The 24,174-nt window shown below is 66.5% G+C and carries 22 protein-coding genes; 10 read left to right on the top strand and 12 right to left on the bottom strand.

Annotated features, from left to right (window positions below; all coding sequences use genetic code 11):
- Positions 1–48: 48 nt before the first annotated feature.
- Genes ACLB6G_RS11195 through ACLB6G_RS11185 form a run of 3 tightly spaced genes read right to left on the bottom strand, consistent with a single transcriptional unit; the run spans position 49 to position 4,864 of the window.
- A complete protein-coding gene (locus ACLB6G_RS11195) occupies positions 49–1,098 on the bottom strand; it encodes an ATP-dependent carboxylate-amine ligase (RefSeq protein ID WP_410356250.1) in 1,050 nt (349 codons plus the stop codon).
- 17 nt (positions 1,099–1,115) lie between these two features.
- Positions 1,116–2,999, bottom strand: coding sequence for an ABC transporter ATP-binding protein (locus ACLB6G_RS11190; RefSeq protein ID WP_410356249.1), 1,884 nt, complete (start codon positions 2,997–2,999; stop codon positions 1,116–1,118).
- Entirely contained in the window at positions 2,996–4,864 is a 1,869-nt protein-coding gene (locus tag ACLB6G_RS11185; RefSeq protein ID WP_410356248.1) for an ABC transporter ATP-binding protein, read from the bottom strand. Before ACLB6G_RS11185 ends, ACLB6G_RS11190 begins: the two co-directional genes overlap by 4 nt.
- 120 nt (positions 4,865–4,984) lie before the next feature.
- Here ACLB6G_RS11185 and ACLB6G_RS11180 point away from each other — a divergent pair, with 120 nt between their 5' ends.
- On the top strand, positions 4,985–5,443 hold the full coding sequence (locus ACLB6G_RS11180) for a tRNA (cytidine(34)-2'-O)-methyltransferase (protein WP_410356247.1): 459 nt from the start codon (positions 4,985–4,987) through the stop codon (positions 5,441–5,443).
- Here ACLB6G_RS11180 and ACLB6G_RS11175 read toward each other — a convergent pair whose 3' ends face one another.
- A complete protein-coding gene (locus ACLB6G_RS11175) occupies positions 5,444–5,701 on the bottom strand; it encodes a hypothetical protein (RefSeq protein WP_410356246.1) in 258 nt (85 codons plus the stop codon).
- A 106-nt stretch (positions 5,702–5,807) separates the two neighbouring features.
- On the opposite strand from ACLB6G_RS11175, the gene hemF reads away from it, so the two are divergent.
- Positions 5,808–6,722, top strand: coding sequence for an oxygen-dependent coproporphyrinogen oxidase (gene hemF, locus ACLB6G_RS11170; protein WP_410356430.1), 915 nt, complete (start codon positions 5,808–5,810; stop codon positions 6,720–6,722).
- Positions 6,723–6,828: 106 nt separating this feature from the next.
- Positions 6,829–7,014 (top strand): DUF1059 domain-containing protein, encoded by a 186-nt coding sequence (locus tag ACLB6G_RS11165; protein ID WP_410356245.1) that lies wholly within the window; start codon positions 6,829–6,831, stop codon positions 7,012–7,014.
- A gap of 50 nt (positions 7,015–7,064) precedes the next feature.
- Here the strand turns inward: ACLB6G_RS11165 and ACLB6G_RS11160 are convergent, their stop codons facing one another.
- Genes ACLB6G_RS11160 through ACLB6G_RS11150 form a run of 3 tightly spaced genes read right to left on the bottom strand, consistent with a single transcriptional unit; the run spans position 7,065 to position 9,615 of the window.
- The gene (locus ACLB6G_RS11160) at positions 7,065–8,348 is read right to left on the bottom strand and encodes a CCA tRNA nucleotidyltransferase (RefSeq protein ID WP_410356244.1); all 1,284 of its coding nucleotides are present in this window, start codon (positions 8,346–8,348) and stop codon (positions 7,065–7,067) included.
- Complete coding sequence (locus ACLB6G_RS11155; protein ID WP_410356243.1) at positions 8,345–8,980, bottom strand: CoA pyrophosphatase; 636 nt, start codon at positions 8,978–8,980, stop codon at positions 8,345–8,347. Before ACLB6G_RS11155 ends, ACLB6G_RS11160 begins: the two co-directional genes overlap by 4 nt.
- Complete coding sequence (locus ACLB6G_RS11150; RefSeq protein WP_410356429.1) at positions 8,977–9,615, bottom strand: DUF1285 domain-containing protein; 639 nt, start codon at positions 9,613–9,615, stop codon at positions 8,977–8,979. The genes ACLB6G_RS11155 and ACLB6G_RS11150 overlap by 4 nt, the downstream gene beginning before the upstream one ends.
- A gap of 121 nt (positions 9,616–9,736) precedes the next feature.
- On the opposite strand from ACLB6G_RS11150, the gene ACLB6G_RS11145 reads away from it, so the two are divergent.
- The 5 genes from ACLB6G_RS11145 (at position 9,737) to yghU (ending at position 17,584) form a co-directional block, all read left to right on the top strand.
- Positions 9,737–10,744 (top strand): AAA family ATPase, encoded by a 1,008-nt coding sequence (locus ACLB6G_RS11145; protein ID WP_410356242.1) that lies wholly within the window; start codon positions 9,737–9,739, stop codon positions 10,742–10,744.
- Positions 10,744–11,658 (top strand): DUF58 domain-containing protein, encoded by a 915-nt coding sequence (locus ACLB6G_RS11140; RefSeq protein ID WP_410356241.1) that lies wholly within the window; start codon positions 10,744–10,746, stop codon positions 11,656–11,658. The genes ACLB6G_RS11145 and ACLB6G_RS11140 overlap by 1 nt, the downstream gene beginning before the upstream one ends.
- Complete coding sequence (locus ACLB6G_RS11135; protein WP_410356428.1) at positions 11,658–14,492, top strand: DUF4159 domain-containing protein; 2,835 nt, start codon at positions 11,658–11,660, stop codon at positions 14,490–14,492. The genes ACLB6G_RS11140 and ACLB6G_RS11135 overlap by 1 nt, the downstream gene beginning before the upstream one ends.
- A 10-nt stretch (positions 14,493–14,502) precedes the next feature.
- Positions 14,503–16,572, top strand: coding sequence for a hypothetical protein (locus ACLB6G_RS11130; RefSeq protein ID WP_410356240.1), 2,070 nt, complete (start codon positions 14,503–14,505; stop codon positions 16,570–16,572).
- Between the two features lie 130 nt (positions 16,573–16,702).
- Positions 16,703–17,584 (top strand): glutathione-dependent disulfide-bond oxidoreductase, encoded by an 882-nt coding sequence (yghU, locus tag ACLB6G_RS11125; protein ID WP_410356239.1) that lies wholly within the window; start codon positions 16,703–16,705, stop codon positions 17,582–17,584.
- Between the two features lie 39 nt (positions 17,585–17,623).
- Here the strand turns inward: yghU and ACLB6G_RS11120 are convergent, their stop codons facing one another.
- Positions 17,624–18,178, bottom strand: a complete 555-nt coding sequence (locus ACLB6G_RS11120; protein WP_410356238.1) for a GNAT family N-acetyltransferase — start codon at positions 18,176–18,178, stop codon at positions 17,624–17,626.
- A gap of 240 nt (positions 18,179–18,418) precedes the next feature.
- On the opposite strand from ACLB6G_RS11120, the gene ACLB6G_RS11115 reads away from it, so the two are divergent.
- Positions 18,419–19,426, top strand: coding sequence for a glutathione S-transferase family protein (locus ACLB6G_RS11115; RefSeq protein ID WP_410356237.1), 1,008 nt, complete (start codon positions 18,419–18,421; stop codon positions 19,424–19,426).
- Here ACLB6G_RS11115 and ACLB6G_RS11110 read toward each other — a convergent pair.
- On the bottom strand, positions 19,407–19,886 hold the full coding sequence (locus ACLB6G_RS11110; RefSeq protein ID WP_410356236.1) for an NUDIX domain-containing protein: 480 nt from the start codon (positions 19,884–19,886) through the stop codon (positions 19,407–19,409). The two genes, ACLB6G_RS11115 and ACLB6G_RS11110, sit on opposite strands and share 20 nt — an antisense overlap.
- Positions 19,887–19,939: 53 nt before the next feature.
- On the opposite strand from ACLB6G_RS11110, the gene ACLB6G_RS11105 reads away from it, so the two are divergent.
- On the top strand, positions 19,940–20,842 hold the full coding sequence (locus ACLB6G_RS11105; protein ID WP_410356235.1) for a metallophosphoesterase family protein: 903 nt from the start codon (positions 19,940–19,942) through the stop codon (positions 20,840–20,842).
- A gap of 9 nt (positions 20,843–20,851) precedes the next feature.
- Here ACLB6G_RS11105 and ACLB6G_RS11100 read toward each other — a convergent pair whose 3' ends face one another.
- The 3 genes from ACLB6G_RS11100 to leuA all read right to left on the bottom strand — a co-directional run bounded on the left by ACLB6G_RS11100 (position 20,852) and on the right by leuA (position 24,087).
- Positions 20,852–21,472 (bottom strand): hypothetical protein, encoded by a 621-nt coding sequence (locus tag ACLB6G_RS11100; RefSeq protein ID WP_410356234.1) that lies wholly within the window; start codon positions 21,470–21,472, stop codon positions 20,852–20,854.
- Positions 21,473–21,590: 118 nt separating this feature from the next.
- Positions 21,591–22,355 (bottom strand): alpha/beta fold hydrolase, encoded by a 765-nt coding sequence (locus ACLB6G_RS11095; protein WP_410356233.1) that lies wholly within the window; start codon positions 22,353–22,355, stop codon positions 21,591–21,593.
- Positions 22,356–22,416: 61 nt separating this feature from the next.
- Positions 22,417–24,087, bottom strand: a complete 1,671-nt coding sequence (leuA, locus tag ACLB6G_RS11090) for a 2-isopropylmalate synthase (RefSeq protein WP_410356427.1) — start codon at positions 24,085–24,087, stop codon at positions 22,417–22,419.
- Positions 24,088–24,174 lie beyond the last annotated feature (87 nt).

Here is a 24,174-nt window from a genome sequence, read left to right as displayed (position 1 = left end):
AGCCGCGATTGGTGCCAAGCCGCCTGCCGCCCGCAGGCCGGCCCCGCGCTACCGGCAGGCTGCCATCCTGTCGACAAGCGCGCCGTAGACGGCCTTCACCCTGCCCCGCGCCTGCGATGACAAGGCAGCATAATTGCGCAGGCCCGGCGCCGAGTTCACCTCGATGACATGATAGTCCCGGGCGGGCGCGGCGATATCCGCCGTCATGATGTCCACCCCCGCGAAGAGCAGCCCGCAGGCCTGCGCCGCCCGCGCGGCAATATCGAGGAAATCGGGGTGAACCGTGCCGGTCACGTCGGCGGACCGCCCGCCGGTGGAAAGGTTGGCGTTGGGCATCAGCACGACGCGCTGGCCCGCCGCCGGCACCGAAGCCGGCTCCAGCCCCTGGGCCGCCAGTTCGGCCGCGATGCGCGGATCGTCCGGAGCAAGGCCCGCCGGCCGGTCCTCGCGACGGAACGCCTCGAGCGCCTGGACGACGAGTTCGGCCACGGAGGAGAGTCCGTCGCCCATGACGGTGAAAGGCGCGCGCTCATAGGCCGCCATCACCTTGCCGTCGAGCACCACCAGACGGTAGTCGCGCCCCGTCGCCGGAACCTGGAGCAGCGCCTTGTCGGCCGTCTCGAAAATGTCGCGGATGCCCTCGAACAGCCGTTCGAACGAGGTCACTTTCATCACGCCCTTGCCCGCCGTGCCCTCGTTGGGCTTGAGAAACAGCGGAAAGCCGTGACGGTTTGCGAAGGCGAGCGCCGGCTCGGCAAAGGCCAGCCCTGCGGCCAGCGTCCTGCTCTTCAGCGCCAGTTCCGCCCGGTAGCGCGGGCTGAACAACAGCACGCCCTCCGGCGTGGACAGCCCGCTTCCCGCCAGCAATTGCGCGCTGTAGGCCTTGTCGCGGGCAAGCTGGCTGGCGCCCTGGCCATTGATGTCGAAGGCCGTCCCCATGAAGAACGCACGCCGCCCGTCCGGATATTCGATGGCGCCGGAATAACCGTAGCGCCTGTCGCCATGAAGCGTGTAGCCGCGTTCGGCGCAGACCTCCTGCAGGATCGAATAGACGAAATGGCCGCGCGCGCCTTCCGCGTCGAGAGGCTGGAATGTCATGCGGCGCGCTCCATCGGCTATTCCGCCGCCTCGCTGCGTTGCGCCCGGTCGGCGAGGAACCCGCCGGACTGGCGCGCCCACAGCCGGGCATAGAGACCGCCCGCATCGACCAGTTCGTCATGCGTGCCCGTCTCCACGATCGCGCCCTTGTCAACCACGATCAGCCGGTCCATTGCGGCAATGGTGGAAAGCCGGTGGGCAATGGCGATCACCGTCTTGCCCTCCATCAGGTCGGCCAGCTTGTCCTGGATCGCCGCCTCGATCTCCGAATCCAGCGCGGATGTCGCCTCGTCGAGGATCAGCACCGGCGCGTCCTTGAGCATCATGCGCGCAATGGCGATCCGCTGGCGCTGGCCGCCGGACAGCTTCACGCCCCGCTCGCCCACATGCGCCTCATAGCCCTTGCGGCCCTTCATGTCGCTGACGGTCTGGATGAAATCATGCGCGGCCGCGCGCCGTGCAGCCGCCTCGATTTCCGCCTGGGAAGCACCTGGCCGGCCATAGGCGATGTTGTCGCTGATCGAGCGGTGCATGAGCATCGGCTCCTGCGCCACCACGCCGAACTGCGCGCGCAGCGAAGCCTGTGTCAGGTCGCGCACATCGACGCCGTCCAGCGTGATGCGCCCGCCCTCGACATCGAACAGGCGCAGGAGAAGATGCACGATCGTCGTCTTGCCCGCCCCTGACGGACCGACCAGCGCCACCTTCTCGCCCGGCCGGATTTCCAGGTTGAGCCCCTCGATCACGCCCTCTCCCTTGCCGTAATGGAAGGTCACGTCCTCGAAGCGAACATGCCCTTTGGCCCGTTCCATGACCCTGGCCTGCGGGCGGTCCGTGATGGCCGGAGCGACCGAGATCGTGGCCGCCGAATCCTGAACGGTCGCAAAATCGCGCACCAGCCCGTTCATGGCGAACATCAGCCAGCCCGACATGTGGGCAAGACGGAAGGTCAGCCCCACCGCCGTCGCCACGGCACCGGTGGTCAGTGCGCCCTCCATCCAGCCGGATACGGCCAGCCAGCCCGTCACGCCCATCATCAGCCCGCTGAGCGCGACGACCGAGGCCCGCACGGCGGCGATGGCGCGCACCTGCGCGCGCGAGGCGTCAAGCTGGTCCTCCATCGCCTCGCGCACATAGGCATGTTCGCGCCGTCCGCTGTCGAAAAGCTTGACAGCCATGATGTTGGTGAAGGCGTCGACCATGCGTCCGTTGGAGACGGAGCGCATGTCGGCCACTTTCTTGCTGCGCGCGCGTACCTTCGGCATCAGCTTCCAGCCGATCGCAACGTATCCGGCGAGCCAGACGGCGACCGCCAGGCCCATGACGGGATCGAGCGTGGTCAGGATGGTGAATGTGAGAATGATGAAGACGACGAAATTCCAGAAAGTCTGAAGGATGCCGGTCATGAAATCGCTGACCGATTGTCCCGCCTGCATCACCTTGGTCGCGATCCGCCCGGCGAAATCGTTCTGGTAGAAGCCGTAAGGCTGCTCGATCACGCGCCGGAACGCCTGCCAGCGCACCCGCGTGTAGAACCCCGGCGCGATGACGACCTGCTCGACGATTGTCCCGGCGATCAGCACTGCGGTACGTCCCAGCAGCACCAGCGCAAGAAGGCCGAGCAGTTGCGGCCAGTGATCGCTGAGCAGGGTCGCGGGCTCCGCGCCATCGAGAATGTCGATCAGCCAGCCGAGCGCCCAGTAGAGTCCGGCTTCGACCAAACCGGTCAGGCCGCCGGCAACGAAGGCCGCGATGAACGGTCCCTTCGCCTGCACCGCGAAATGACGGATGAAGTCCATCGCCTGCCGCGGCAGGACATCCCGGTCCGTGTCGCCGAACGGATTGATGATCCGTTCGGCGCGGTGGAGCATCCAGCCGACAGGATTGCGCCGTTCGCTCATTCCGCCGCTTCCGTTTCTGTCTCCCCCTCGTCGATGAGGAACCCTCCGGACTGGCGCGCCCAGAGCTGGGCGTAAAGCCCGCCGGCGGCGACCAGTTCGTCATGCGTGCCGGTTTCGACGATGGCGCCCTCGTCCATCACCACAAGCCGGTCCATGGCCGCGATGGTCGAAAGCCGGTGGGCGATGGCGATCACCGTCTTGCCCTCCATCAACCGGTAGAGATTGTCCTGGATGGCGGCTTCCGCTTCCGAATCGAGCGCGGAGGTCGCCTCGTCGAGGATCAGGATCGGCGCGTCCTTGAGCATGACGCGGGCAATGGCGATGCGCTGGCGCTGGCCGCCGGATAGCTTCACCCCGCGCTCGCCGACATGGGCATCGTAGCCGGTCCGGCCCTTGGCATCCGCCAGTCCGAGGATGAAGTCATGGGCTTCGGCACGCCGCGCCGCTTCCTCCATCGCCGTGTCCGGAGCGTCCGGCCGGCCATAGAGGATGTTGTCGCGCACCGAGCGGTGCAGCAGCGAAGTATCCTGCGTCACCATGCCGATGGCCGCCCGCAGGCTCTCCTGCGTCACGCCGGCGATCTCCTGCCCGTCGATCAGGATTCGCCCGCCCTCCACGTCATGAAAGCGAAGCAGCAGGTTGACCAGCGTCGACTTGCCGGCCCCCGACCGTCCCACCACGCCGATCTTCTCGCCGGGCCTGACATCGAGGTTCAGCCGCTCGATGACGCCCTTGCCCTTGCCATAGTGGAAGGTCACATCCTCGAAACGGACATGGCCCTCGTCGACGCGCAGCGCCCGTGCGCCCGGACGGTCCGTGACCGAATGAGGCCGCGACAGCGTCTGCATACCGTCGATGGCCATGCCGATGTTCTCGAACAGGCCGGACAGTTCCCACATGATCCAGTGGCTCATTCCGTTGAGACGCAGCACCAGCCCCAGCCCGATGGCCACCGCGCCTGCCGTGACCCCGGAGCCGAGCCACAACCAGATGCCGACCGCGCCAACGGCGAACAGCAGGCCGTTGTTGAGCAGCGACAGCATCACCTCCAGCTTGGTGACGAGGCGCATCTGCGGATGCACGGTCGTCAGGAAATCGCGCATCGACTGGCGCGCATAGGCCTCCTCGGCGCGGGCATGGGAGAACAGTTTCACCGTCATGATGTTGGTGTAGCTGTCCACGATGCGGCCCGTCATGGCAGAACGCGCATCGGCCTGTGTCTCCGAAATGTCGCGCATCAGCGGCAGGTAGTGGCGCAGCGTCAGGCCATAGCCGATGAGCCAGACGAGAAACGGCACCATCAGGGCCACGTCGAAACTGGCGATCAGCGCCAGCGTGCCGAAGACATAGACCCCGACATAGACGAACACGTTGACCGCCTTCATCAGCGTGTCGCGCACGCCAAGCGCAGCTTGCAAGAGCTTTGTCGCCACCCGTCCGGCGAACTCGTCCTGGTAGAAGGCCATCGACTGGCGCAGCAGGTAGCGATGGCCGAGCCAGCGGATGATCATCGGGAAATTGCCGATCACCGACTGGTGCAGGATCAGCGAATCGATGAGCGTCAGCGCCGGCAGGATCACGAGGATCACCGCACCCATCCAGACCAGTTGCCAGAACTCGGTCTGCAGGAAAGTCTCGCGGTCGGCGGATGCCAGCCAGTCCACGACATTGCCGAGAAAGGCGAAGAGCGTGACCTCGAACACCGCGATCAGCGAGGAAAAGAAAGCGATCAGCACCAGCCAGGGCCAGATCGGGCGCGAGAAATGCCAGACGAACGGCCACAGGGCCGCCGGAGGCTGTTCCGGCACCTGTTCCGGGAACGGATCGATCCGTGCCTCGAACCATCTGAACAATGCAGCGACCATGCGCGCGGTCTCTCCTGGCATCCTGGCTGCGGCCGCGCCGCAGCCGGCTCTTATAGGCCTGCAAGGTGGCGCTGTCATGTCGCTTGGCAAGCAACTTCCGGCACGCTACGGAAACGCGCCATGAGCCACGACCTGCGCATAGCCCTGTTCCAGCCGGACATTCCCGGCAATACCGGCACCATCATCCGCACCGCCGCCTGCCTCGGCTTGGGCGTCGACATCATCGCACCGGCCGGCTTCGACTTTTCCGACCGCGCGCTGAAGCGCTCCGGCATGGATTATGTCGAACTTGCCGCGGTGACGAGGCATGACGACTGGGCAGCATTCGACGACTGGCGCAAAGCCCGGCGCCGGCGTCTGGCGCTCTTCACGACAAAAGGCGCGCAGCCCTATACCGGCTTCGCGTTCCAGCCGGGCGACATCCTTCTGTTCGGCCGGGAAAGCGCCGGTGCGCCGGACTTCGTCCACCACGCGGCCGATGCCCGCCTGCTCATTCCCATGGAGGAAGGACGGCGCAGCCTGAACCTCGCCGTCTCGGCCGCGATGGCGGCAGGCGAGGCGATCCGCCAGTTGCGCTGATCAGTCGGCGCTTTTCAGCCGCCGCATCGTGAATTCGATCACGTCGCCCGGCCATTCGCTCCAGCTTTCGATTTCCGTCCAGTAGGCCTGGCGGGGATATCGGGCCAGGAATTCGCGCGCCTTCTCGCGCGCCTGCGGACGCGGCAGACGGAATGTCTCCCGCACGAAGCCGTCGCGCGGCAAGCGTCCCCCCTGCGCACGGCTCTCGTCGAGACGCCGCTTGAGGCCGTCCAGCGGAGGACGGGTGGGAACACGCATGACAAACACTCCCGGAGCCTCTATGCGTGAAAAATACTAGGGACGGATACCGCGCCTGGCGAGTCTTTTTCTGGCCGTCGCGGCGATTGCAGATTGAGGAGGCATGATGGAACGGCCCGACATTCCCGCCGGCCTGCCGGACGGCATCGAGGAAAAGAAGACGCTGGCCAGGGCATGGTTCGAGGAACTGCGCGACCGCATCTGCGCCGGTTTCGAGGCGCTCGAGGATGAGGTGCCCGAACCGCATGGCGGCGGCGAACCCGGCCGCTTCGAGCGTCGCGAATGGCAACGCGACGAGGGCCGCGGCGGTGGCGGCGTCATGTCCATGATGCATGGCCGCCTGTTCGAGAAGGTCGGCGTCCATACCTCGACCGTCCATGGCGAGTTCTCGCCGGAATTTCGCAACCAGATCCCCGGCGCCAACGAGGATCCGCGCTTCTGGGCGTCGGGCATTTCGCTGATCTGCCACCCGGTCAACCCGAACGTCCCGGCCGTGCACATGAACACCCGCATGGTGGTGACGACACGCCAGTGGTTCGGCGGCGGCGCGGACCTGACGCCGGTGCTCGACCGGCGCCGCACCCAGGACGACCCCGACGCCCTCACGTTCCACAAGGCGATGAGATTCGTCTGCGACAAGCATGCCGGCGTCGCCGACCACGAACGCTACAAGGCCTGGTGCGACGAGTATTTCTTCCTGCCGCACAGGAACGAACCGCGCGGCATCGGCGGCATCTTCTACGACTGGCTGCATTCACCGGTCGAAAAGGGAGGATGGGACGCCGATTTCGCCTTCACCCAGGATGTCGGCCGGACCTTTCTCGTCGCCTATTCCCATATCGTGCGGCAGAATTTCGCGGCCGCCTGGACCGATGCCGACCGCGAGGAACAACTCGTCCGGCGCGGGCGCTACGTGGAATTCAACCTTCTCTACGATCGCGGCACGATCTTCGGCCTGAAGACCGGCGGCAACATCGATTCCATCCTGTCTTCCATGCCCCCGGTGGTGAAGTGGCCGTGAGCGCCCTACATGCGGAAAGGCGGCCGGTCATTGACGGCTGTCACAACAGCGGCCGCATTTCGCCCTATACTGAAATGGTATGGCAAACAGCACAGGAGGATAAGCCATGAAGGAATTCCATTGTGGATCGCTCGTTCCGGGCTGTGACTGGCACACCCGCCATGAGGACGAGGCCGAGGTGATCCGCCGCGCGGTGGAGCATTTGCGCACCACCCATGGCGAAACCATCATCCGCGAAAGCATGCTGGATGCGATCCGTTCCAAGATCACCCGCAGCGGCGAGGCTGCCTGACGCAAATCCGTTCTTTCCGGCCCGGCACGTCCGGGCCGGTTGATCACAGGTCAGTCCCGTGGCTGCACCGCGGCGGCTTTCCGCCGCGCCAGGGCGACAAGGTCGTCTTTCGTGAGCGAAAAGCCCGACGATACCCAGGCGTCCTCGAGCGCGGTGAGAAGACGGCCCATGGCAGGACCGGCCGGGATGCCGGCATCACCGAGATCCTTGCCGCGCACCGGCATCACGGGCCGCTCGAAGGCAAGCGCCTGTCTCCACTGGTGCAGGCGCAAAGCGTGCGCGCGCATCTGCTTGTCCGAAACCGTGGCCGGGGAACTGGCCGAAGCCAGGGCCAGTGCGATCCTGTCGCGCACACCCTGTTCGGGACCGCGATAGAGCAGTCTGGCGAGACCGCCGTCCGACACATCCTCCGGTGGCGTGTCGGCGAAGGCCCATTCGCGCAGGCGCTTGCGCTCGTCGCCCGACAGGCGCAGGCGATCCGCCAGGGCTTCCATGCGGGCACTGTCCGGAGGCAGCATGGCTTCAAGGCGCAGCATCGCGTCGAGCGGCAGGCCGGCATGATTTTCCGCGGCCAGCAGTCCATGAATGCCGTCAATGCCCCATTTCTCGCTCTCGGGCAGGATGGCGGTCAGAACGCCGGTCTGACGCATCCACAGCAGCGCGCGCGAGGGATCGGGCGCGCTGAGCAGCTTTTTCATCTCCGCCCAGACGCGTTCGGCCGACAGCCGGTCCATGCCGCCCTTCAGCCGCGCGCAGGCTTTCAGACCCTCCGCGTCCGGCCGGCCATGCCCGTACCAGGCGAAGAAGCGGAAGAAACGCAGGATGCGCAGATAATCCTCGCGGATTCGCGTGTCCGCGTCGCCGATGAAGCGCAGGGTGCGCGATTGAAGGTCGGCAAGCCCGCCCACATGGTCGACCACCTCGCCATCCGCCTTCGCGTAGAGCGCGTTGATGGTGAAATCGCGCCGTTCCGCATCCGTCTTCCAGTCCCGCCCGAACCGGACGGTCGCATGGCGGCCATGGGTTTCGACATCGCAGCGCAGCGTCGTCACTTCATGCGGGATACCATTGGCGATCACGGTGATCGTGCCGTGCTCGTAGCCCGTCGGCACCGCCTTGAAGCCGGCGGCTTGCGCCCGCGCGATCGTTTCGTCCGGCAAGGTCGTCGTGGCGATGTCGATGTCGCTGACCGCCTGGCCGAGCAGCGTGTTGCGCACCGCGCCGCCGGCGACGCGGGCTTCCTCACCATCTTCGCACAGCGCCGCCAGAAGCGCTTGCAGGCCGGGTTCATCGAGCCAGTCGGCCTTGCCGGCCAGGGAAACCGTGCCGCTCAAGCATAAAGCCTTTCATAGATCGTCCGGATGATCCCGGCGGTGACGCCCCAGATGTAGCGGTCCCCGTGCGGCATCGTCCAGAAGAAGCGTTCCTGACCCTCCCAGATCCGGCTTTCGCGCACGTGGTTCGCCGGGTTCATCAGGAAGGCCAGCGGCACCTCGAACACGGCCGCCACTTCCTCCGGATTGGCAACGACGCTGGCATCGGGGTCCACGAGCCCGAAGATCGGCGCGATTCGGTAGCCGCTTCCCGTCAGGTAGTCCGGCATCCGTCCGAACACCTCCACCCTGTCCGGCGCGATGCCGATTTCCTCATGCGTTTCGCGCAGCGCCGCGGCCTCCGGCGTGGCGTCCTCCGGGTCGATGCGCCCGCCGGGAAAGGCCACCTGGCCGGAATGGCTGCGCAGGGTTTCCGTGCGCTGGGTCAGGATGATGTTCGGCCCGCCGGCGCGCTCGACCAGCGGAACGAGCACCGCGGCATCGCGCAATTGCGGCTTGACGATGAGGTGGCGCAGCGCCGGGTTGAGATGATGGTCGCCGTGATCGTCGGTGCCGAACGGCCCGTCCTCGTGGGAAAGGCGCGCGCGCAGGTCCGCGACGGTGAAGCCGGCCGCCATATCGCTCACGGTCATTGCGACAGGGCCTCCAGCCGTTCCATCGTCATCATCGGGAAAACGGCGCCTTTCGAGCGCAGCGCGAACATCTCGGTTCCGTCGATGGTGACCGTCTCGCCCAGGGCGACGAGATCGTACATTACCGCGCGCGAGACCAGCGCCTCCAGCCGTCCGCGTACATGTACATAGGGCTTCAGTCCGCCCGTGCCGTCCTCGTCGACGAAGCGCAGCGGATGGTCCGGCCCGGCCTCCACCAGGTCGCCGACATTGGTGCGGAATGTCACCACCTGCTCTTCCCCGGTCCCGCTCGCCACCGCCTCGACAGCCACGAAGGGCGCGTCCTCCACGCGGATGAGCACCTTTTCCACAGGCGTGACGAGATAGGTCTCGCCATCCTCGTCCTTGCGCAGGACGGTGGAGAAGAGCCGCACCAGCGCTTCCCGGCCGATGGGCGTACCCATGTAGAACCAGGTCCCGTCGCGGCGGATTTCCATGTCGATGGCGCCGCAATGCTCCGGGTTCCAGCGTTCCACCGGCGGCAAGCCCCGGTCCTGGCCCACGGCGCGGCTGATCAGGGCTTCCAGCCCGGCGCTCTCGCGGGCTGCGGAAAGGCTGCCTTGCGGCGTCTCGGCGGGGTCGGTTTTGTTCGTCATGGTCACGAAATAGTCACCGTTATTGCGCTTGTCAGCCCTGTTGGCTGGTTTAATTTGAGCAATGACGCAATCATCCTGTTCAGTATGCGTCACCGATCCGGCCAGGAAAAGGAAGTCGATGATGAGCCTGATGACCCCTGACAAGCCGTTGAGCGAAGAGCAGATGATCGCCGAGGCCGAAGCGGCCCTGGCCGACATCGCGAAGGCGCGCGAGGCGGTCGGCGAGGTGATCTTCGGTCAGGAAAGCGTGGTCGAGCGCGCCATCGTGGCGCTGCTGGCCGGTGGCCACGCGCTGCTGGTGGGTGTTCCGGGCCTCGCCAAGACCAAGCTGGTCGACACGCTCGGCTCGGTACTCGGCCTTGATGCACGCCGCATCCAGTTCACGCCGGACCTCATGCCGTCCGACATCCTGGGATCGGAAGTGATGGAGGAGGACGAGAACCGCCGCCGTTCGTTCCGCTTCATCCCGGGGCCGGTTTTCGCCCAGCTTCTCATGGCCGACGAGATCAACCGCGCATCGCCGCGCACCCAGTCGGCCCTGCTGCAATCCATGCAGGAATACCACGTTACGGTCGCCGGTCACCGCCATGACCTGCCCTCGCCGTTCCATGTCCTGGCCACGCAGAACCCGCTCGAACAGGAAGGCACCTATCCTCTCCCCGAAGCCCAGCTTGACCGCTTCCTGATGCAGATTGACATCCTCTATCCCGAGCTGGAGGCAGAGCGGCGCATCCTGCTGGAAACCACCGGAACCGGGGATGCGAAGGCGCGCAATGTCATGTCCGCCGGCCGTCTTCTGCAGATCCAGCAGCTTGTCCGGCGCATGCCGGTGCCCGAAAGCGTGGTCGAAGCCATCCTCAAGCTGGTCCGCTCCGCCCGCCCGGGAAATGGCAATGCGGAAACCGACCGTCATGTCGCCTGGGGCCCCGGTCCGCGCGCCAGCCAGGCGCTGACCCTGTGCGCCCGCGCCCGTGCCCTCTACGACGGCCGCCTGGCCCCTTCGGTCGACGATGTCGCAGCACTTGCCGAACCCGTCCTGCAGCACCGCATGGCACTCACCTTCGCGGCCCGTGCGGAAGGCATGAACGTGCGCACGGTCATCGCCCGCCTGGCCGAAGAGATCGGCTGATGGCGCCGCTGGGCGCGATCGCCGAACCGGTCGCCGCGCGCGATGCGCTGGCGCGCGCCCGCCTGCGGGCCTCCCTCGTGCCGGACCTCCTGGTCGAGGCGCGCCGCATCGTTTCCACCGTCATTTCCGGCTGGCATGGACGGCGCAAGCGCGGTATCGGTGAGAATTTCTGGCAATACCGGCCCTATGTCGAAGGCGAGGCGATGTCGCGCATCGACTGGCGCCGCTCCGCGCGCGACGACCATACCTATGTGCGCGACAACGAGTGGGAGGCGGCCCATACCGTCTGGCTGTGGTCCGACCCCTCGCCCTCCATGCTGTTCAAGTCGTCGCTCACGTCGGTATCGAAGGAAAGCCGCGCGCTGGTGCTGGCGCTGGCGCTGGCGGAACTCCTGGCCCGCTCCGGCGAACGCATCGGCTGGCCCGGCCTCACCGACCCGATCACCGCGCGCAATGCCGCCGAACGCTTGGCCGAGCGCCTGATCCATGCGCCCGACCTGCCGGGAAAGCCGGATTTCACCATGATCCGCCGGTTTTCCGACATTGTCATCGTCTCCGACTTCCTCGACCCGGTCGAGGACATGCGCGCCTGGCTCGAACCGCTCGCGGGCCGCGGCGTGCGCGCCCACCTGATCGAGGTCTGCGATCCGGCCGAGGAGCAGTTCCCCTATGCCGGACGCACCGAATTCCGCGATCCCGAGACCGGCGAGAAGCTGCGCGCCGGGCGCGCCGAGGCATTCCGTGACGACTACGCGGCCCTCTACCGGGCGCGGCGGGATGACATGGCCGCATGGGCGCGCCGCCTCGGCTGGAGCTATACGGTGAACCACACCGACCAACTAGCCTCCGGCGCGCTTGTCGCGGTGCACATGGCCATGAGCGAGCCGCAGGCACTTGCCGGAGCGGGCCGATGATCGCGGGGCTGCCCCTCACCTTCGCCAGCCCGGCCATCCTGTTCGGACTCCTGGCCCTGCCGGTCATCTGGTGGCTCCTGCGCCTCACCCCGCCGCATCCGCGCGAAGAGGTGTTCCCGCCGCTGCGCATCCTGGCGCGCGTGCTCAAGACCGAGGAAACGCCGCAGAAAAGCCCCTGGTGGCTGACGCTCCTGCGCCTGCTGATGGCCGCGCTGGTCATCTTCGCGCTGGCCGGTCCCGTCTTCAATCCGCGCGAGGCCGTCGTCGCCGGCAACGGTCCGCTGGTACTGGTCGTCGACAATGGCTGGGCCGCCGCGCCTGACTGGGAGCGCCGCCGCGAGACCGCCGCGACGCTCATCGACGACGCCGCCGAGGCCGGCATGCCCGTCATCCTCGCCCTGACCGCCGAGAAGGCCAACACGGCCATCGGCCCCTTCGATCCGGCCACCGCGCGCGACCGCCTTGCCGCGGCCGAGCCGCGGCCGGTGCCCGTCGACCGGGTCGCGGCCTTCGCGCGCATCGCCGAGACGCTGGACGACCAGACGGGCGTGACACTGGCCATGCTGACCGATGGCCTGCAAACGGACGGCGACGATGCCGCCTTTGCCCAGATACAGGGGATCGCGCCGGAAACCGTTATCTGGGCCGATGAACGGTCCGGCGCCCTGACCGGCATCGCCGCCACCGGCAACGGCGCCACGGCTCTGGACGTCTCCGTCATCCGTCCCTCCGATGAAACGGGACCGGCACTTGCCACGCTTTATGCCCTGGACGACAAGGGCCGGCGCATTGGCGAGGCGCAGGCCGCCTTCCGGCCCGGTGATACAATCGCGCAGGCCAGTTTCGAGGCGCCTTTCGAGTTGCGCAACGACTATGCCGCCATCGTGGTCGAGGGCGCCGGCCATGCGGCAGCAACCCGCGTCCTGGACGACAATGCGCGCCGCCGGCGCGTGGCTCTGATCTCGGCATCGGAGGCCGACCGGGCCCAGCCGCTGCTGTCTCCGCTCTACTACATCCGCCGTGCCCTGACCCCCTTCGCCGATCTTGTCGAGCCGCAGACCAACGACCTGAACGCGGCAATTCCCGAAATCCTCGATCAAAAGCCCGCCGTGATCGTGATGTCTGACATCGGCGTCATTCCCCAGGCGGCGCGCGAGGCGCTTTCGTCATGGGTCGAAGGCGGCGGCACGCTGGTGCGCTTTGCCGGTCCCCGCCTTGCCGGTACGCCGGAATTCGACGATCTCCTGCCGGTTCGCCTGCGCTCGGGCGAACGCGCGCTTGGCGGATCGCTGTCCTGGACGGAACCCCAGCCGGTCGCGGAATTCCCGGCGACCGGCGGCTTTGCCGGTCTCACCCCGCCACGCGAGGTCACGGTGTCGCGCCAGGTCCTGGCCGAACCGGAGCCGGGGATTGTCGAGCGGACCTGGGCCGCGCTCGCCGACGGCACGCCGCTGGTCACCGGCGGCCCGCGCGGCGACGGAACGATCGTCCTGTTCCATGTGACGCCCGAGGCGACGTGGTCGAACCTGCCGATTTCCGGCACCTTCGTGGAAATGCTCCGGCGCATCGTGCAATTCTCGCGCAACCAGGGCGCCCTCGCACTTGCCTCGGGAGGACAGGTGGCCGCGACGCTGGCGCCGTGGCGCATGATCGGCGCCAACGGTGCGCTCGTGCCCCCGACGCCGGACGCCCGTCCGCTCGACCTGTCCGCCGGCCTGCCGCCCGTCACCCTGGAGCATCCCCCCGGCCTCTATGGCACCGAGGATGGTGTCGTCGCGCGCAACCTCCTGCCCGAAGACGCCGCGCTGGTGCCACTCACGCGGCCGCAATTCAATGCGCCCGTGACCGGCATCGGTTATGGCGCCGATGAGTCGGCATCCCTGAAGGGTCCGCTGCTGGCCAGCGCCGCCGCCTTGCTGGCCCTGGACACGCTCATCGTCTTCTGGCTCTCCGGCCTCATGACGCGACGGCCGCGCCGCGCCGCCGCTGCGGCCGGCCTTGTGCTGGCATTCACGACGGCAATGATGATGTCCGCCCTCGCGCCTGATGCGCTTGCGCAGGAAGCCAGCGACCAGAAGCCCGGCGATGCCGAAGCCATCGCCGCGATCGAACAGACGCGGCTGGCCTATGTCGTCACCGGCAATGGCAGCATCGACGCGGTTTCGCGCGCCGGCCTGCGCGGCCTGTCGGATTTCCTCATCCGCAAGACCGCGCTGGAACCCGGCGAACCGGTCGGCCTGGACATCGCCACGGACGAACTGGCCTTCTACCCCATCATCTACTGGCCGGTGGACGCCAGCGTGCCAGTGCCGCCACCGGGCGCGCTGGCGCGTATCGACGCCTACATGCAACAGGGCGGGACCGTGCTTTTCGACACCCGCGACGCCTATTCGGCCGGGTTCGGCGCGAACGCGGCGTCGCCGGCCACCCAGCGCCTGCGCGAGATCCTCGCGTCGATGAACGTGCCGGCGCTGGAGCCCGTCCCGCCCGATCACGTGCTCACCAAGTCGTTCTACATCCTTGCAGGCTTTCCCGGCCGCTATTCTGCCTCTCCGCTCTGGGTCGAGGCCTCGCTCAATGCCGACAGCGGCGAGGACCGGCCCGTGCGAACAGGAGACGGCGTCTCTCCCATCCTGATCACCGGCAACGATTTCGCCGGCGCCTGGGCCATCGACGCCGATGGCGATTTTCTCCTGCCGACCGTGCCCAACAACCCGCTGCAGCGTGTCTATGCGTTCCGCGCCGGCGTGAACATCATGATGTACATGCTGACAGGCAACTACAAGGCGGACCAGGTCCACATCCCGGCGCTGCTGGAACGGCTCGGACAATGAGGCAGCGCGCATGAACCAGGTTTCCCTGTCCTTCGATCCGCTCCTCGCCTGGCCCTGGCTCGCCGGTGCCGCCGCCGTGCTTGCATTGCTGGCACTGGCCGGCATCGTGCTCGGCCAGCGTGGCGCCTGGATCCGGGCCACCGCCATGGCGGCGCTCGTACTTGCTCTCGCCAATCCGGTGCTGCTGGAAGAGGAACGCGATCCGGTCAGGAGCGTGGTCGGTGTCATCGTCGACCGCAGCCAGAGCCAGGACATCGGCACCCGCAATGCCGAGGCGGACGCCGCATTGGAAGCGCTGAAGGCCCGCCTGGCCCGCTTCCCCGAATTCGAACTTCGCGTCGCCGAGGCCGGCCGCGGCGACCGCGCCGACGAACGCGTAGAGACCCGCCTGTTCGGCGCCTTGTCCGGCCTTCTGTCCGATGTCCCGCCCTCGCGCGTCGCCGGCGGCATCCTGATCACCGACGGGCAGGTCCATGACGTGCCGGAAAACCTTCAGGCGCTCGGTTTCAACGCGCCGGTCCATGGCCTGATCACTGGCGAGGCCGACGAGTTCGACCGCCGTATCCGCTTTGTCGAGGCACCGCGGTTCGGCATTGCCGGCAAGCCGCTGGAATTGACCTACGAGGTCACCGGAACGGGCGATGGCAGCGGCGGCGCGGTTTCGGTCGAGGTGCGGATCAACGGCGAACTCGTCTCCACCGAACAGGCGGTGGCGGGGCAAACCATGCCGCTGGAGATCGTCGTCCCCAATGGCGGGCGCAACATCGTCGAACTGTCCATCCCGCGCGCCGACGGCGAGGTGACGCCGGCCAACAATCGCGCCGTGGCCGTGATCGACGGCATCCGCGAGAACCTGCGAGTCCTGCTCGTCTCGGGTGAACCGCATGCGGGCGAGCGCACCTGGCGCAACCTGCTCAAGTCGGACGCCTCGGTCGATCTCGTCCACTTCACCATCCTGCGCCCGCCGGAAAAGCAGGATGGCACGCCGATCAACGAGCTTTCCCTGATCGCCTTTCCGACCCGCGAACTCTTCGTGGAGAAGATCGACGACTTCGACCTCATCATCCTGGACCGCTACCAGCACCGCGATGTTCTGCCGGTTCTCTACTACGACTACATCGCGCAATATGTGAGCAATGGCGGCGCCCTGCTGGTCGCGGCAGGTCCGGAATATGCTGGCGAACAGTCCATCGCCCGCACACCGCTGCTGCCCGCCCTGCCCGCCATGCCGACCGGCCAGGTGATCGACCAGGCCTTTCATCCGCGCCTGACCGATACCGGCGAACGCCACCCAGTCACGCGCGGTCTGGAAGGTTCGGCCAGCGAACCGCCGCAATGGAGCCGCTGGTTCCGGCAGGTCGCCGTCGACCGGCCGGAGGGCGAGGTGGTGATGCGCGGCGTCGGGGAACGCCCGTTGCTGATCCTCAACCGCCATGGCGAGGGCCGCGTGGCGCAGCTTCTCTCCGACCAGGGCTGGCTGTGGGCGCGCGGCTTCGAGGGCGGCGGCCCGCATGTGGCGCTCTACCGTCGCATCGCGCACTGGCTGATGCGCGAACCGGAACTGGAAGAGGAGCGCCTGACGGCCGAAGGCCGCGGCATGCTGCTGGAAGTGCGCCGTCAGACCATGGCCGCGGAGGCAGGCTCCGCAACCGTCATCCTGCCTTCGGGAAAGACGGCCGAGGTGCCGCTGTCGGCCGAATCGCCCGGCATTTTCACCGGCACGCTGGAGGGCGAGGAGATCGGCCTCTACCAGGTGGCCAATGACGACCTGTTCGCGCTCGCCCATGTCGGCCCTGTCAATGCGCCGGAATTCGCCGAGACCGTATCGACGACGGCGAAGCTCGATCCCATCGCCAAGGCCAGCGGTGGGGCCGTGCGCCGTCTGGCCGGCGATCGTCTTCCCGGCATCGTCCCGGTCCGGCCCAATGCGCCGGCCTCCGGACGCGACTGGCTGGGCCTGCGGTCTTCGGGCGACAGCGTCTTGCGCTCGCTCAACCGCACGCCGCTTTTCGCCGGCTTCCTCGGCCTCGGGCTTCTGCTGCTCGCGCTCGGTTCCATGTGGTGGCGCGAAGGCCGGTAGCACCCGGCGTCACGGGCTCCGCCGAGCGGGCCCGACACATGCATTGCGGCGAAGCGTCTTGATGCGGCCTTCCCTTTGGCTCGCGAGAGGCTATCTTTTGCCGTGAGAGGATCGAATCCAGGAGAACGAGATGAACCAGCCGGAAGGCTACACGCCGCCGAAGGTATGGACGTGGAACAAGGAAAACGGCGGCCGTTTCGCCAGCATCAACCGCCCGGTCGCCGGTCCGACCCATGACAAGGACCTGCCCGTCGGCAAGCATCCCCTGCAGCTTTACTCGCTCGCCACGCCGAACGGCGTCAAGGTGACCGTCATGCTGGAGGAACTGCTGGCGACGGGACACAAGGGCGCCGAATACGATGCCTGGCTGATCCGCATCAACGAGGGCGACCAGTTTTCCAGCGGCTTCGTCGCCGCCAATCCGAATTCGAAGATCCCCGCCCTGGTCGACCGGTCCGGCGAAAAGCCGGTCCGCGTTTTCGAATCCGGTTCCATCCTGCTGTACCTGGCAGAGAAGTTCGGCGCTTTCCTGCCCGCTGGTCACGCCGCGCGCACCGAGGCGCTCAACTGGCTGTTCTGGCAGATGGGCGCGGCGCCTTATCTGGGCGGCGGGTTCGGCCATTTCTATGCCTATGCGCCCTTCAAGATCGAATACGCCATCGACCGCTTCACCATGGAAATAAAGCGCCAGCTTGACGTGCTGGACCGCCACCTGGCCGAAAACCGCTACATGGCGGGCGACGAATACTCCATCGCCGACATGGCCATCTGGCCCTGGTACGGCAATCTTGTCGCCGGCCTGATCTACGACGATTCCGCCACCTTCATCGAAGCGCACACCTACCAGAACGTGATCCGCTGGCAGAAGGAGATCTGGGACCGGCCGGCGGTGAAACGGGGACGCATGGTCAACCGCGCTTTCGGAAAGCCCGAGGAGCAGCTTCGCGAGCGCCATGACGCGTCCGATTTCGAAACAAGCACCTGGGACAAGATCGGCACTGATGAAGGCTGATCCCTGCGGTTCGCCGGATGCCAGGCGCGGCGGACCCCGTCAGCGCCGCGCCGGCGGCCGCGCCTGCTCCGCGTGCGTCAGCAGGCCTGTCAGCCTGCCGGCCGCGCCGTCAACCAGTTCGCAGGCAAGCAGCCGCGCGGGATCGACCGGCCGCAGCATGGTGACCTGCCCGTATGGCAGGCGACGGAAACCGAGCGGTCCGTAATAGGATTCGTCACCGACGAGCACGACCACGCCGGATCCTTCACCCTGCGCGGCCTCCAGTGCCAGCGCCACCAGCTTGCGGCCAACGCCCTTGCTTTTCCACGCCGGCTTGACGGCCAGCGGCCCCAGCAGATGGCCGCGTCCCTCGCCGGCCCGGATCGGCGTCATGCGGACCGAGCCGATGATGTCGCCGGCATGGACTGCAACGAAGGACAGGCGCGGATCATGCGGCCCGCCTTCCCGGATCGCTTGCGCCGCGCGGGCGAAGCGGCCCGGCCCGAACGCTTCCTCATTGATGGATTCGATGGCGTCGTCGTGGGCCGGATCTTCCGGCAGATAGGCGATGTCGGTCGTGTTCATGTCGGTCATCCGGTCGTCGAGCGTTCGCATGGGCGCTCCCGCGCATGCGCGTTAGGGCTGCCTGAAGCTCAGGCGCGGGCTCGTCGTCGGATGATGCAATGGGACACGGATTTTCCCCTCGGCGCGTCGCGTCTTTTCCCGCTAGCCGATCACGGAGGGGATGTCCAGCGCCCGTTTCGCCTGTCACTGACGGTCTGTTCAGGACAAGGGGGCTTTCCATACCGGCTCCAGGGCTCCAATTGGGTATGGAGAACGGAAAGGAACCGGACGATGGGTATGCTGATCGATGGCCAGTGGCAGGACAAGTGGTATGATACGGAGTCGACTGGCGGGCGGTTCGAACGGCAGGAATCACAGCTGCGCAACTGGGTGACACGCGACGGCTCCCCCGGCCCCTCCGGCGAAGGCGGCTTCAAGGCGGAACCGGGCCGATATCATCTCTACGTGTCGCTTGCCTGTCCATGGGCCCATCGCACATTGATCGTTCGCAGGCTCAAGGGGCTCGAAGACATCATCTCGGTGGACGTCGTCCATTGGCTGATGGCGGAGAACGGCTGGGAATTCCGCGCGGAAGATGGCGCCACTGGCGACACGTTGCACGGCTTCGATTTCCTGCATCAGGTCTACACGAAGAACCGGCCGGACTATACGGGCCGCGTGACCGTTCCCGTGCTGTGGGATCGCCATCGCGAATGCATCGTCTCCAACGAGTCCGCCGAGATCATCCGCATGCTGAACACGGCCTTTGATGATTGGGGCGACGCCTCGCTCGACCTCTATCCCGGGAACCTGCGCGAAGAGATCGACGCCATCAACGCCAAGGTCTACGAGAACGTCAACAATGGCGTCTACAAGGCAGGCTTCGCGACCACGAAGGAAGCCTACGAGGAAGCCTTCGACTCCCTTTTCGCGACCCTCGACGAACTGGAAGACCGGTTGTCGCGCAGCCGCTATCTCGTCGGCGACACGATGACCGAGGCCGACTGGCGGCTCTTCACGACGCTGATACGGTTCGACCCGGTCTATGTCGGCCACTTCAAGTGCAATCTGCGCCGCGTCGCCGATTACCCGAACCTGTCGAACTACCTGCGCGATCTCTACCAGGTGCCGGGCATCGCCGGAACGGTCGATCTTCACCACATCAAGAACCACTATTACGGCTCGCACGAAACGATCAATCCGAGCCGCATCGTGCCCAAGGGTCCGGAACTCGATTGGGACGCCCCGCACGACCGCGACAGGTTCAGCCGGCGCGGACCTACCAGAATGGCGATCTGACCGCGTCGCCGAACACCTCCGCGAGGCGTGCGCGTGTGGCGCGGGTGGTTTCCTCCGGCAGGGCGTCGAGCGGAAAGAAGCCTGCTTCGGCGATTTCACGGTCGGGCCGGCGCGGTCCGGTCTGGTCGAATGCCTCGACGAGGTAGAGCGCCACGTGGTCGCGCCGGCTGGCGCGCCGGTTGAAATGAAACGACACCAGGCGTGCCGGACTTGCCAGCCGCAGATTGCCCTCTTCCTGCAATTCGCGCGCAAGCGCGTCATCGGCGCTTTCGCCGGGTTCGACCCCGCCGCCCGGCAATTGCCAGCCCGGCACATAGGTATGCCTGACGAGAAAGACCGCATTGCTTTTCCTGTCATGCACGATGGCGCGCACGCCGAGTGTCATCGGCCGGGCCAGCAGGAAGAAGACATGGAACAACCGGATGCGCCAGAGTGTCCTGCCTTCCCGCTCAGGCATCATGCCGCCTCCGGCAACGCTGGAAAGGCACCGGGCTTTCGCCTATGAAAAGACCCATGTTCCGCCTCGCTCACCTTTCGGATGTCCATCTCGGCCCCTTGCCGCCCGTCCGCTATCGCGATCTCGTGTCCAAGCGCATTACCGGCTATGTCAACTGGCACCGGCATCGCAGCCGCAACCTGGGCGAAGATGTCCTGACCCGGGTATGCGCCGACATTCTCGACTTCAAGCCCGACCACATTGCCCTGACCGGCGATCTCGTCAACCTGGCGCTGGACGCCGAGATCGAGGCCGCGCGCGTCTGGCTTGAAGCCTTCGCCCCTCCCGGCGACGCGTCGGTCGTCCCGGGAAACCACGATGCCTATGTGCCGGGCGCGCTTGACAAGGCATGCCGTGCCTGGAGCCCCTGGATGAGCGGCGACGGCGCCAATGCCACGGCCACCCGAAAATCCTTTCCCTTCCTGCGCGTTCGGGGTCCGGTCGCCCTGATCGGCGTGTCCTCCGCCGTCGCCACCGCGCCCTTCCTTGCCAGCGGCGAGTTCAGCGGCAAGCAGGCGCGCAACCTTGCCGCGATATTGGAGGATACGGGTGCGCGCGGCCTCTACCGGATCATCATGATCCACCATCCGCCGCTCCGGGGCGCCGCCTCGCCCTACAAGCGCCTCTACGGCATTGGCCGTTTCCAGAAGACCGTGCTCAAGGCCGGCGCTGAACTCGTACTGCACGGCCACACCCATCTGCCGACCCTGGGCCACATTCGCGGCGAAGGCCGCTCCATCCCCGTCGCGGGCGTTCCGGCGGGCGGTCAGGGACTGAACGGCCACAAGCCCGCTGCCGGCTATTCCCTCTTCGACATCGAGGGCGAACCCGGCGCATGGACGACGCTGATGCGCCGCCGCGCCCTGACCAGCCATACGCTCGGCGTCGCCGAGGTGGAGCACCGGCGGCTGGAGGAATGACCGGCGGTCTCAGCCGCCCCTGTTCCAGAAATCCAGCCCCGTCGCCCCGAGCCGGTCCCACAGCAATGCGATGACGACGCCGCCACCGGCGAGCGCGCCGAGCAGGAAGATCATCAGGCCCTCGAAAAACCCGCCGCTCTCCTTGGTTCGGACGGCGTCGTGCGCCGCTGCGGCATCCAGGTGCCGGACCGGAGTGACGTCGCCCGCCACCATGCGCTGCCGTTCGACGATCCGCTCGCCGATATAACGCGCCACGTGATCGGCAATGACCGTCACGTCCGGATTTTCGGCCAGGACGACCCGCCCGAGCCGCGTATCCTTGAGAAAACGATAGGTGCGCTTGTCGCGGCCCATGGTGACATGGGCCGTGGCGTCGATCCAGAACCGGGGCTGGAGCCCGGACGAGAGCGCCAGGTCGAACTGGTCGTCTTCGGCCGGAATATCGTCGAGCAAGGGTTGCAGCTCCTGCACGAGAAGCTCCAGCCGCATGGTCTGGGCCTCGCGCAGTTCCACCACGACGTCGTCCCGGTCAGCCGTGTTGTTCTTCACGATCCGGATGACGTCGGACAGCTTGCGCATGCTGTTGCCGGTTTCGGTTTGCGGCATTCCGCCGGTCTGTTTGTCTGCCATGTCGCGCCCTGCGCTTTCACCAGCCACAATGGTTAACAGGAGCTTGACGGAAAAGCACGGCAAAAAGAAGAAGGCCCGCCACGCCCGGCGCTGCGCAAATGCGGATTGGCGCTTCCGCCTAACCCTGGCGCGCGTTTTCGCCGATCAGCCGGATGATCGCCTCGGTCTGCTCGTCGATCAGCATGTGGCCCGTGGCACCAAACAGGTGCAGGGCGAAGAGCGGCGGCAGGTCGCGCGCCTGGCTGGCCGGCAGAACCCTGTCCTCCGTGCCCCAGATCACCTTGACGGGCATCGGCAGGCCGGCCAGTTGCTCGCGCGGGATGACCCCCTGCACACCGTCGCGCGTCATCAGCGACGCCACGTCCAGGAGCATCTCGCGCTGGCCTTCGCGGGCACGAATACCGGCAAGCATGTCGAGCGAATGCGCGTTGACCGGGTGACGGTAGCCGACCATTTCCTCCAGGCACGGAAGCAGTTCGTCGCGCTCCACGGCCTGCGCGTAGCGTGTCAGCAGGCGGATATTGATCTCCGGCCCGAACCCGCCCGGCGACAGCAGCGTCAGTGAGGCAATCCTGTCCGGTGCGGCAACTGCCATCAGCGAGGCGACCGCACCGCCCATGGAATGCCCGGCCAGGTGAAACCGGCCGATGCCTTCGCTTTCCATGTGCGCCAGCACAGCCTGCACCGCGATCTTGACCGGACCTGCGCCGGGATAGGCAAGCGAGCGGCCATGCCCCGGCAGGTCGGGTGTCAGCACGAGACGGTCGCGCGACAGCGCCGCGGCGACCGGCTCCCACACATGATGCGAGGCGCCGAACCCGTGCAGCAGCACCAGCGGTTCGCCACCCTCGCCGCGCCGCGCGCAGAACAGGTCCTGGCTCATTTCCCTCTCCCCTTCCCGGTCAGGCCCGCCGGCGCGAACCGGCGGGCGGTGCCGCATATCGTCATTTCCCGCCGACAATCCGGTTGGCGGCCGAAACGATGGCGTTCAGCGAGGCGGTGACGATGTTCGTGTTGATCCCGACGCCGAACAACCTTCCGCCGGGGTGCTCCATTTCCATGTAGCAGATGGCCGACGCGTTCGAGCCCGAATGCAGCGAGTGCTCGGAATAATCGACGACGGACATCGCCACGCCCAGATGCTTGGAGAGCGCATCGACGAACCCGTCGATCGGCCCCGTGCCGCGCCCGGAAATGGTGATCTCCTTGCCATTGTCGAGGATCGTGGCCTCAAGGATGCGCACGCCCTTTTCCGACGTGTCGGGATAAGTGTGATGATCGACGAACTTCAGCCGCGCGCCCGGCTGGTCCACGTAGCGCTCGATGAACCGCTCGTAGATGCGCTTCGACGGCAGTTCCCGGCCTTCCCGGTCGGTGATGTCCTGGATGTCCTCGCGGAACTCCACCTGCAGGTTGCGCGGCAGGTTCAGCCCGTAATCGGCCTGCAGGATATAGGCGATGCCGCCCTTGCCCGACTGCGAGTTGATGCGGATGATCGCCTCGTAGCTGCGGCCGACGTCCTGCGGATCGATCGGCAGGTAGGGCACTTCCCAAAGCGGCTTGTTGGCCTGCTTGATGGCCTTCATGCCCTTGTTGATCGCGTCCTGGTGCGAGCCCGAAAAGGCCGTGTAGACCAGTTCGCCCACGTAGGGATGGCGCTCCGGGATGCGCAACTGGTTGGAATACTCGTAGACATCCTTCATCCGGTTGATGTCGCGGCAATCCAGCTGCGGGTCGACACCCTGCGTGTACATGTTGAGCGCCAGCGTCACGATATCGACATTGCCGGTGCGCTCGCCATTGCCGAACAGCGTGCCCTCGACGCGGTCGGCGCCGGCCATCAGGCCCAGTTCGGTGGCGGCAATGCCGGTGCCCCGGTCGTTGTGGGGATGCAGCGACAGGATGATGTTCTCGCGGTTGTCGAGATTGCGGCTCATCCACTCGATCTGGTCGGCATAGATGTTTGGCGTCGCCATCTCCACCGTCGCCGGCAGGTTGATGATCAGCTTGTTGTCCGGCGTCGGCTTCACGATTTCGGTGACGGCGTTGCAGATCTCCAGCGCCACTTCCAGTTCGGTGCCGGTGAAGCTTTCCGGCGAGTATTCGAAGCGGTAGCCGCCGCCGGCCTTGGCCGCCATGTCGGTGATCATCTTCGCCGCGTCGACGGCGATCTGCTTGATGCCGGCCACGTCCTTGCCGAAGACCACCCGGCGCTGCAGTTCCGATGTCGAGTTGTAGAAGTGGATGATCGGCCGGTTCGCCCCTTCCAGCGCCTCGAAGGTGCGCGTGATGAGTTCCGGCCGGCACTGCACCAGCACCTGCAGCGACACGTCATCGGGCACGTTGCTCTCTTCGACGCACCAGCGCGCGAAGTCGAAATCCGTCTGCGATGCGGAGGGAAAACCGATCTCGATTTCCTTGAAGCCCATGTCGAGGAGCAACTGGAACATGCGCGCCTTGCGGTCATGGCCCATGGGGTCGATCAGGGCCTGGTTGCCGTCGCGCAGGTCCACCGAGCACCAGATCGGCGCCTTCTCGATCCGCCGGGAGGGCCAGGTGCGGTCGGTCAGGTTCACTTGCGGATAGGGCTGGTACTTCTCGGCGGCGTCCGCCATGCCACGTGCAGTGGACGGGGGAGTCATCTCGTTCATCTCAAACTTCTCTTTCCGGCGCCACGAACGCGTCTCAGGCTGTCGATGCGC

The sequence above is a fragment of the Zhengella sedimenti genome, from assembly GCF_046506625.1.
Lineage (GTDB): Bacteria > Pseudomonadota > Alphaproteobacteria > Rhizobiales > Rhizobiaceae > Zhengella > Zhengella sedimenti.
This window is presented reverse-complemented; position numbering and strand designations above follow the sequence as displayed.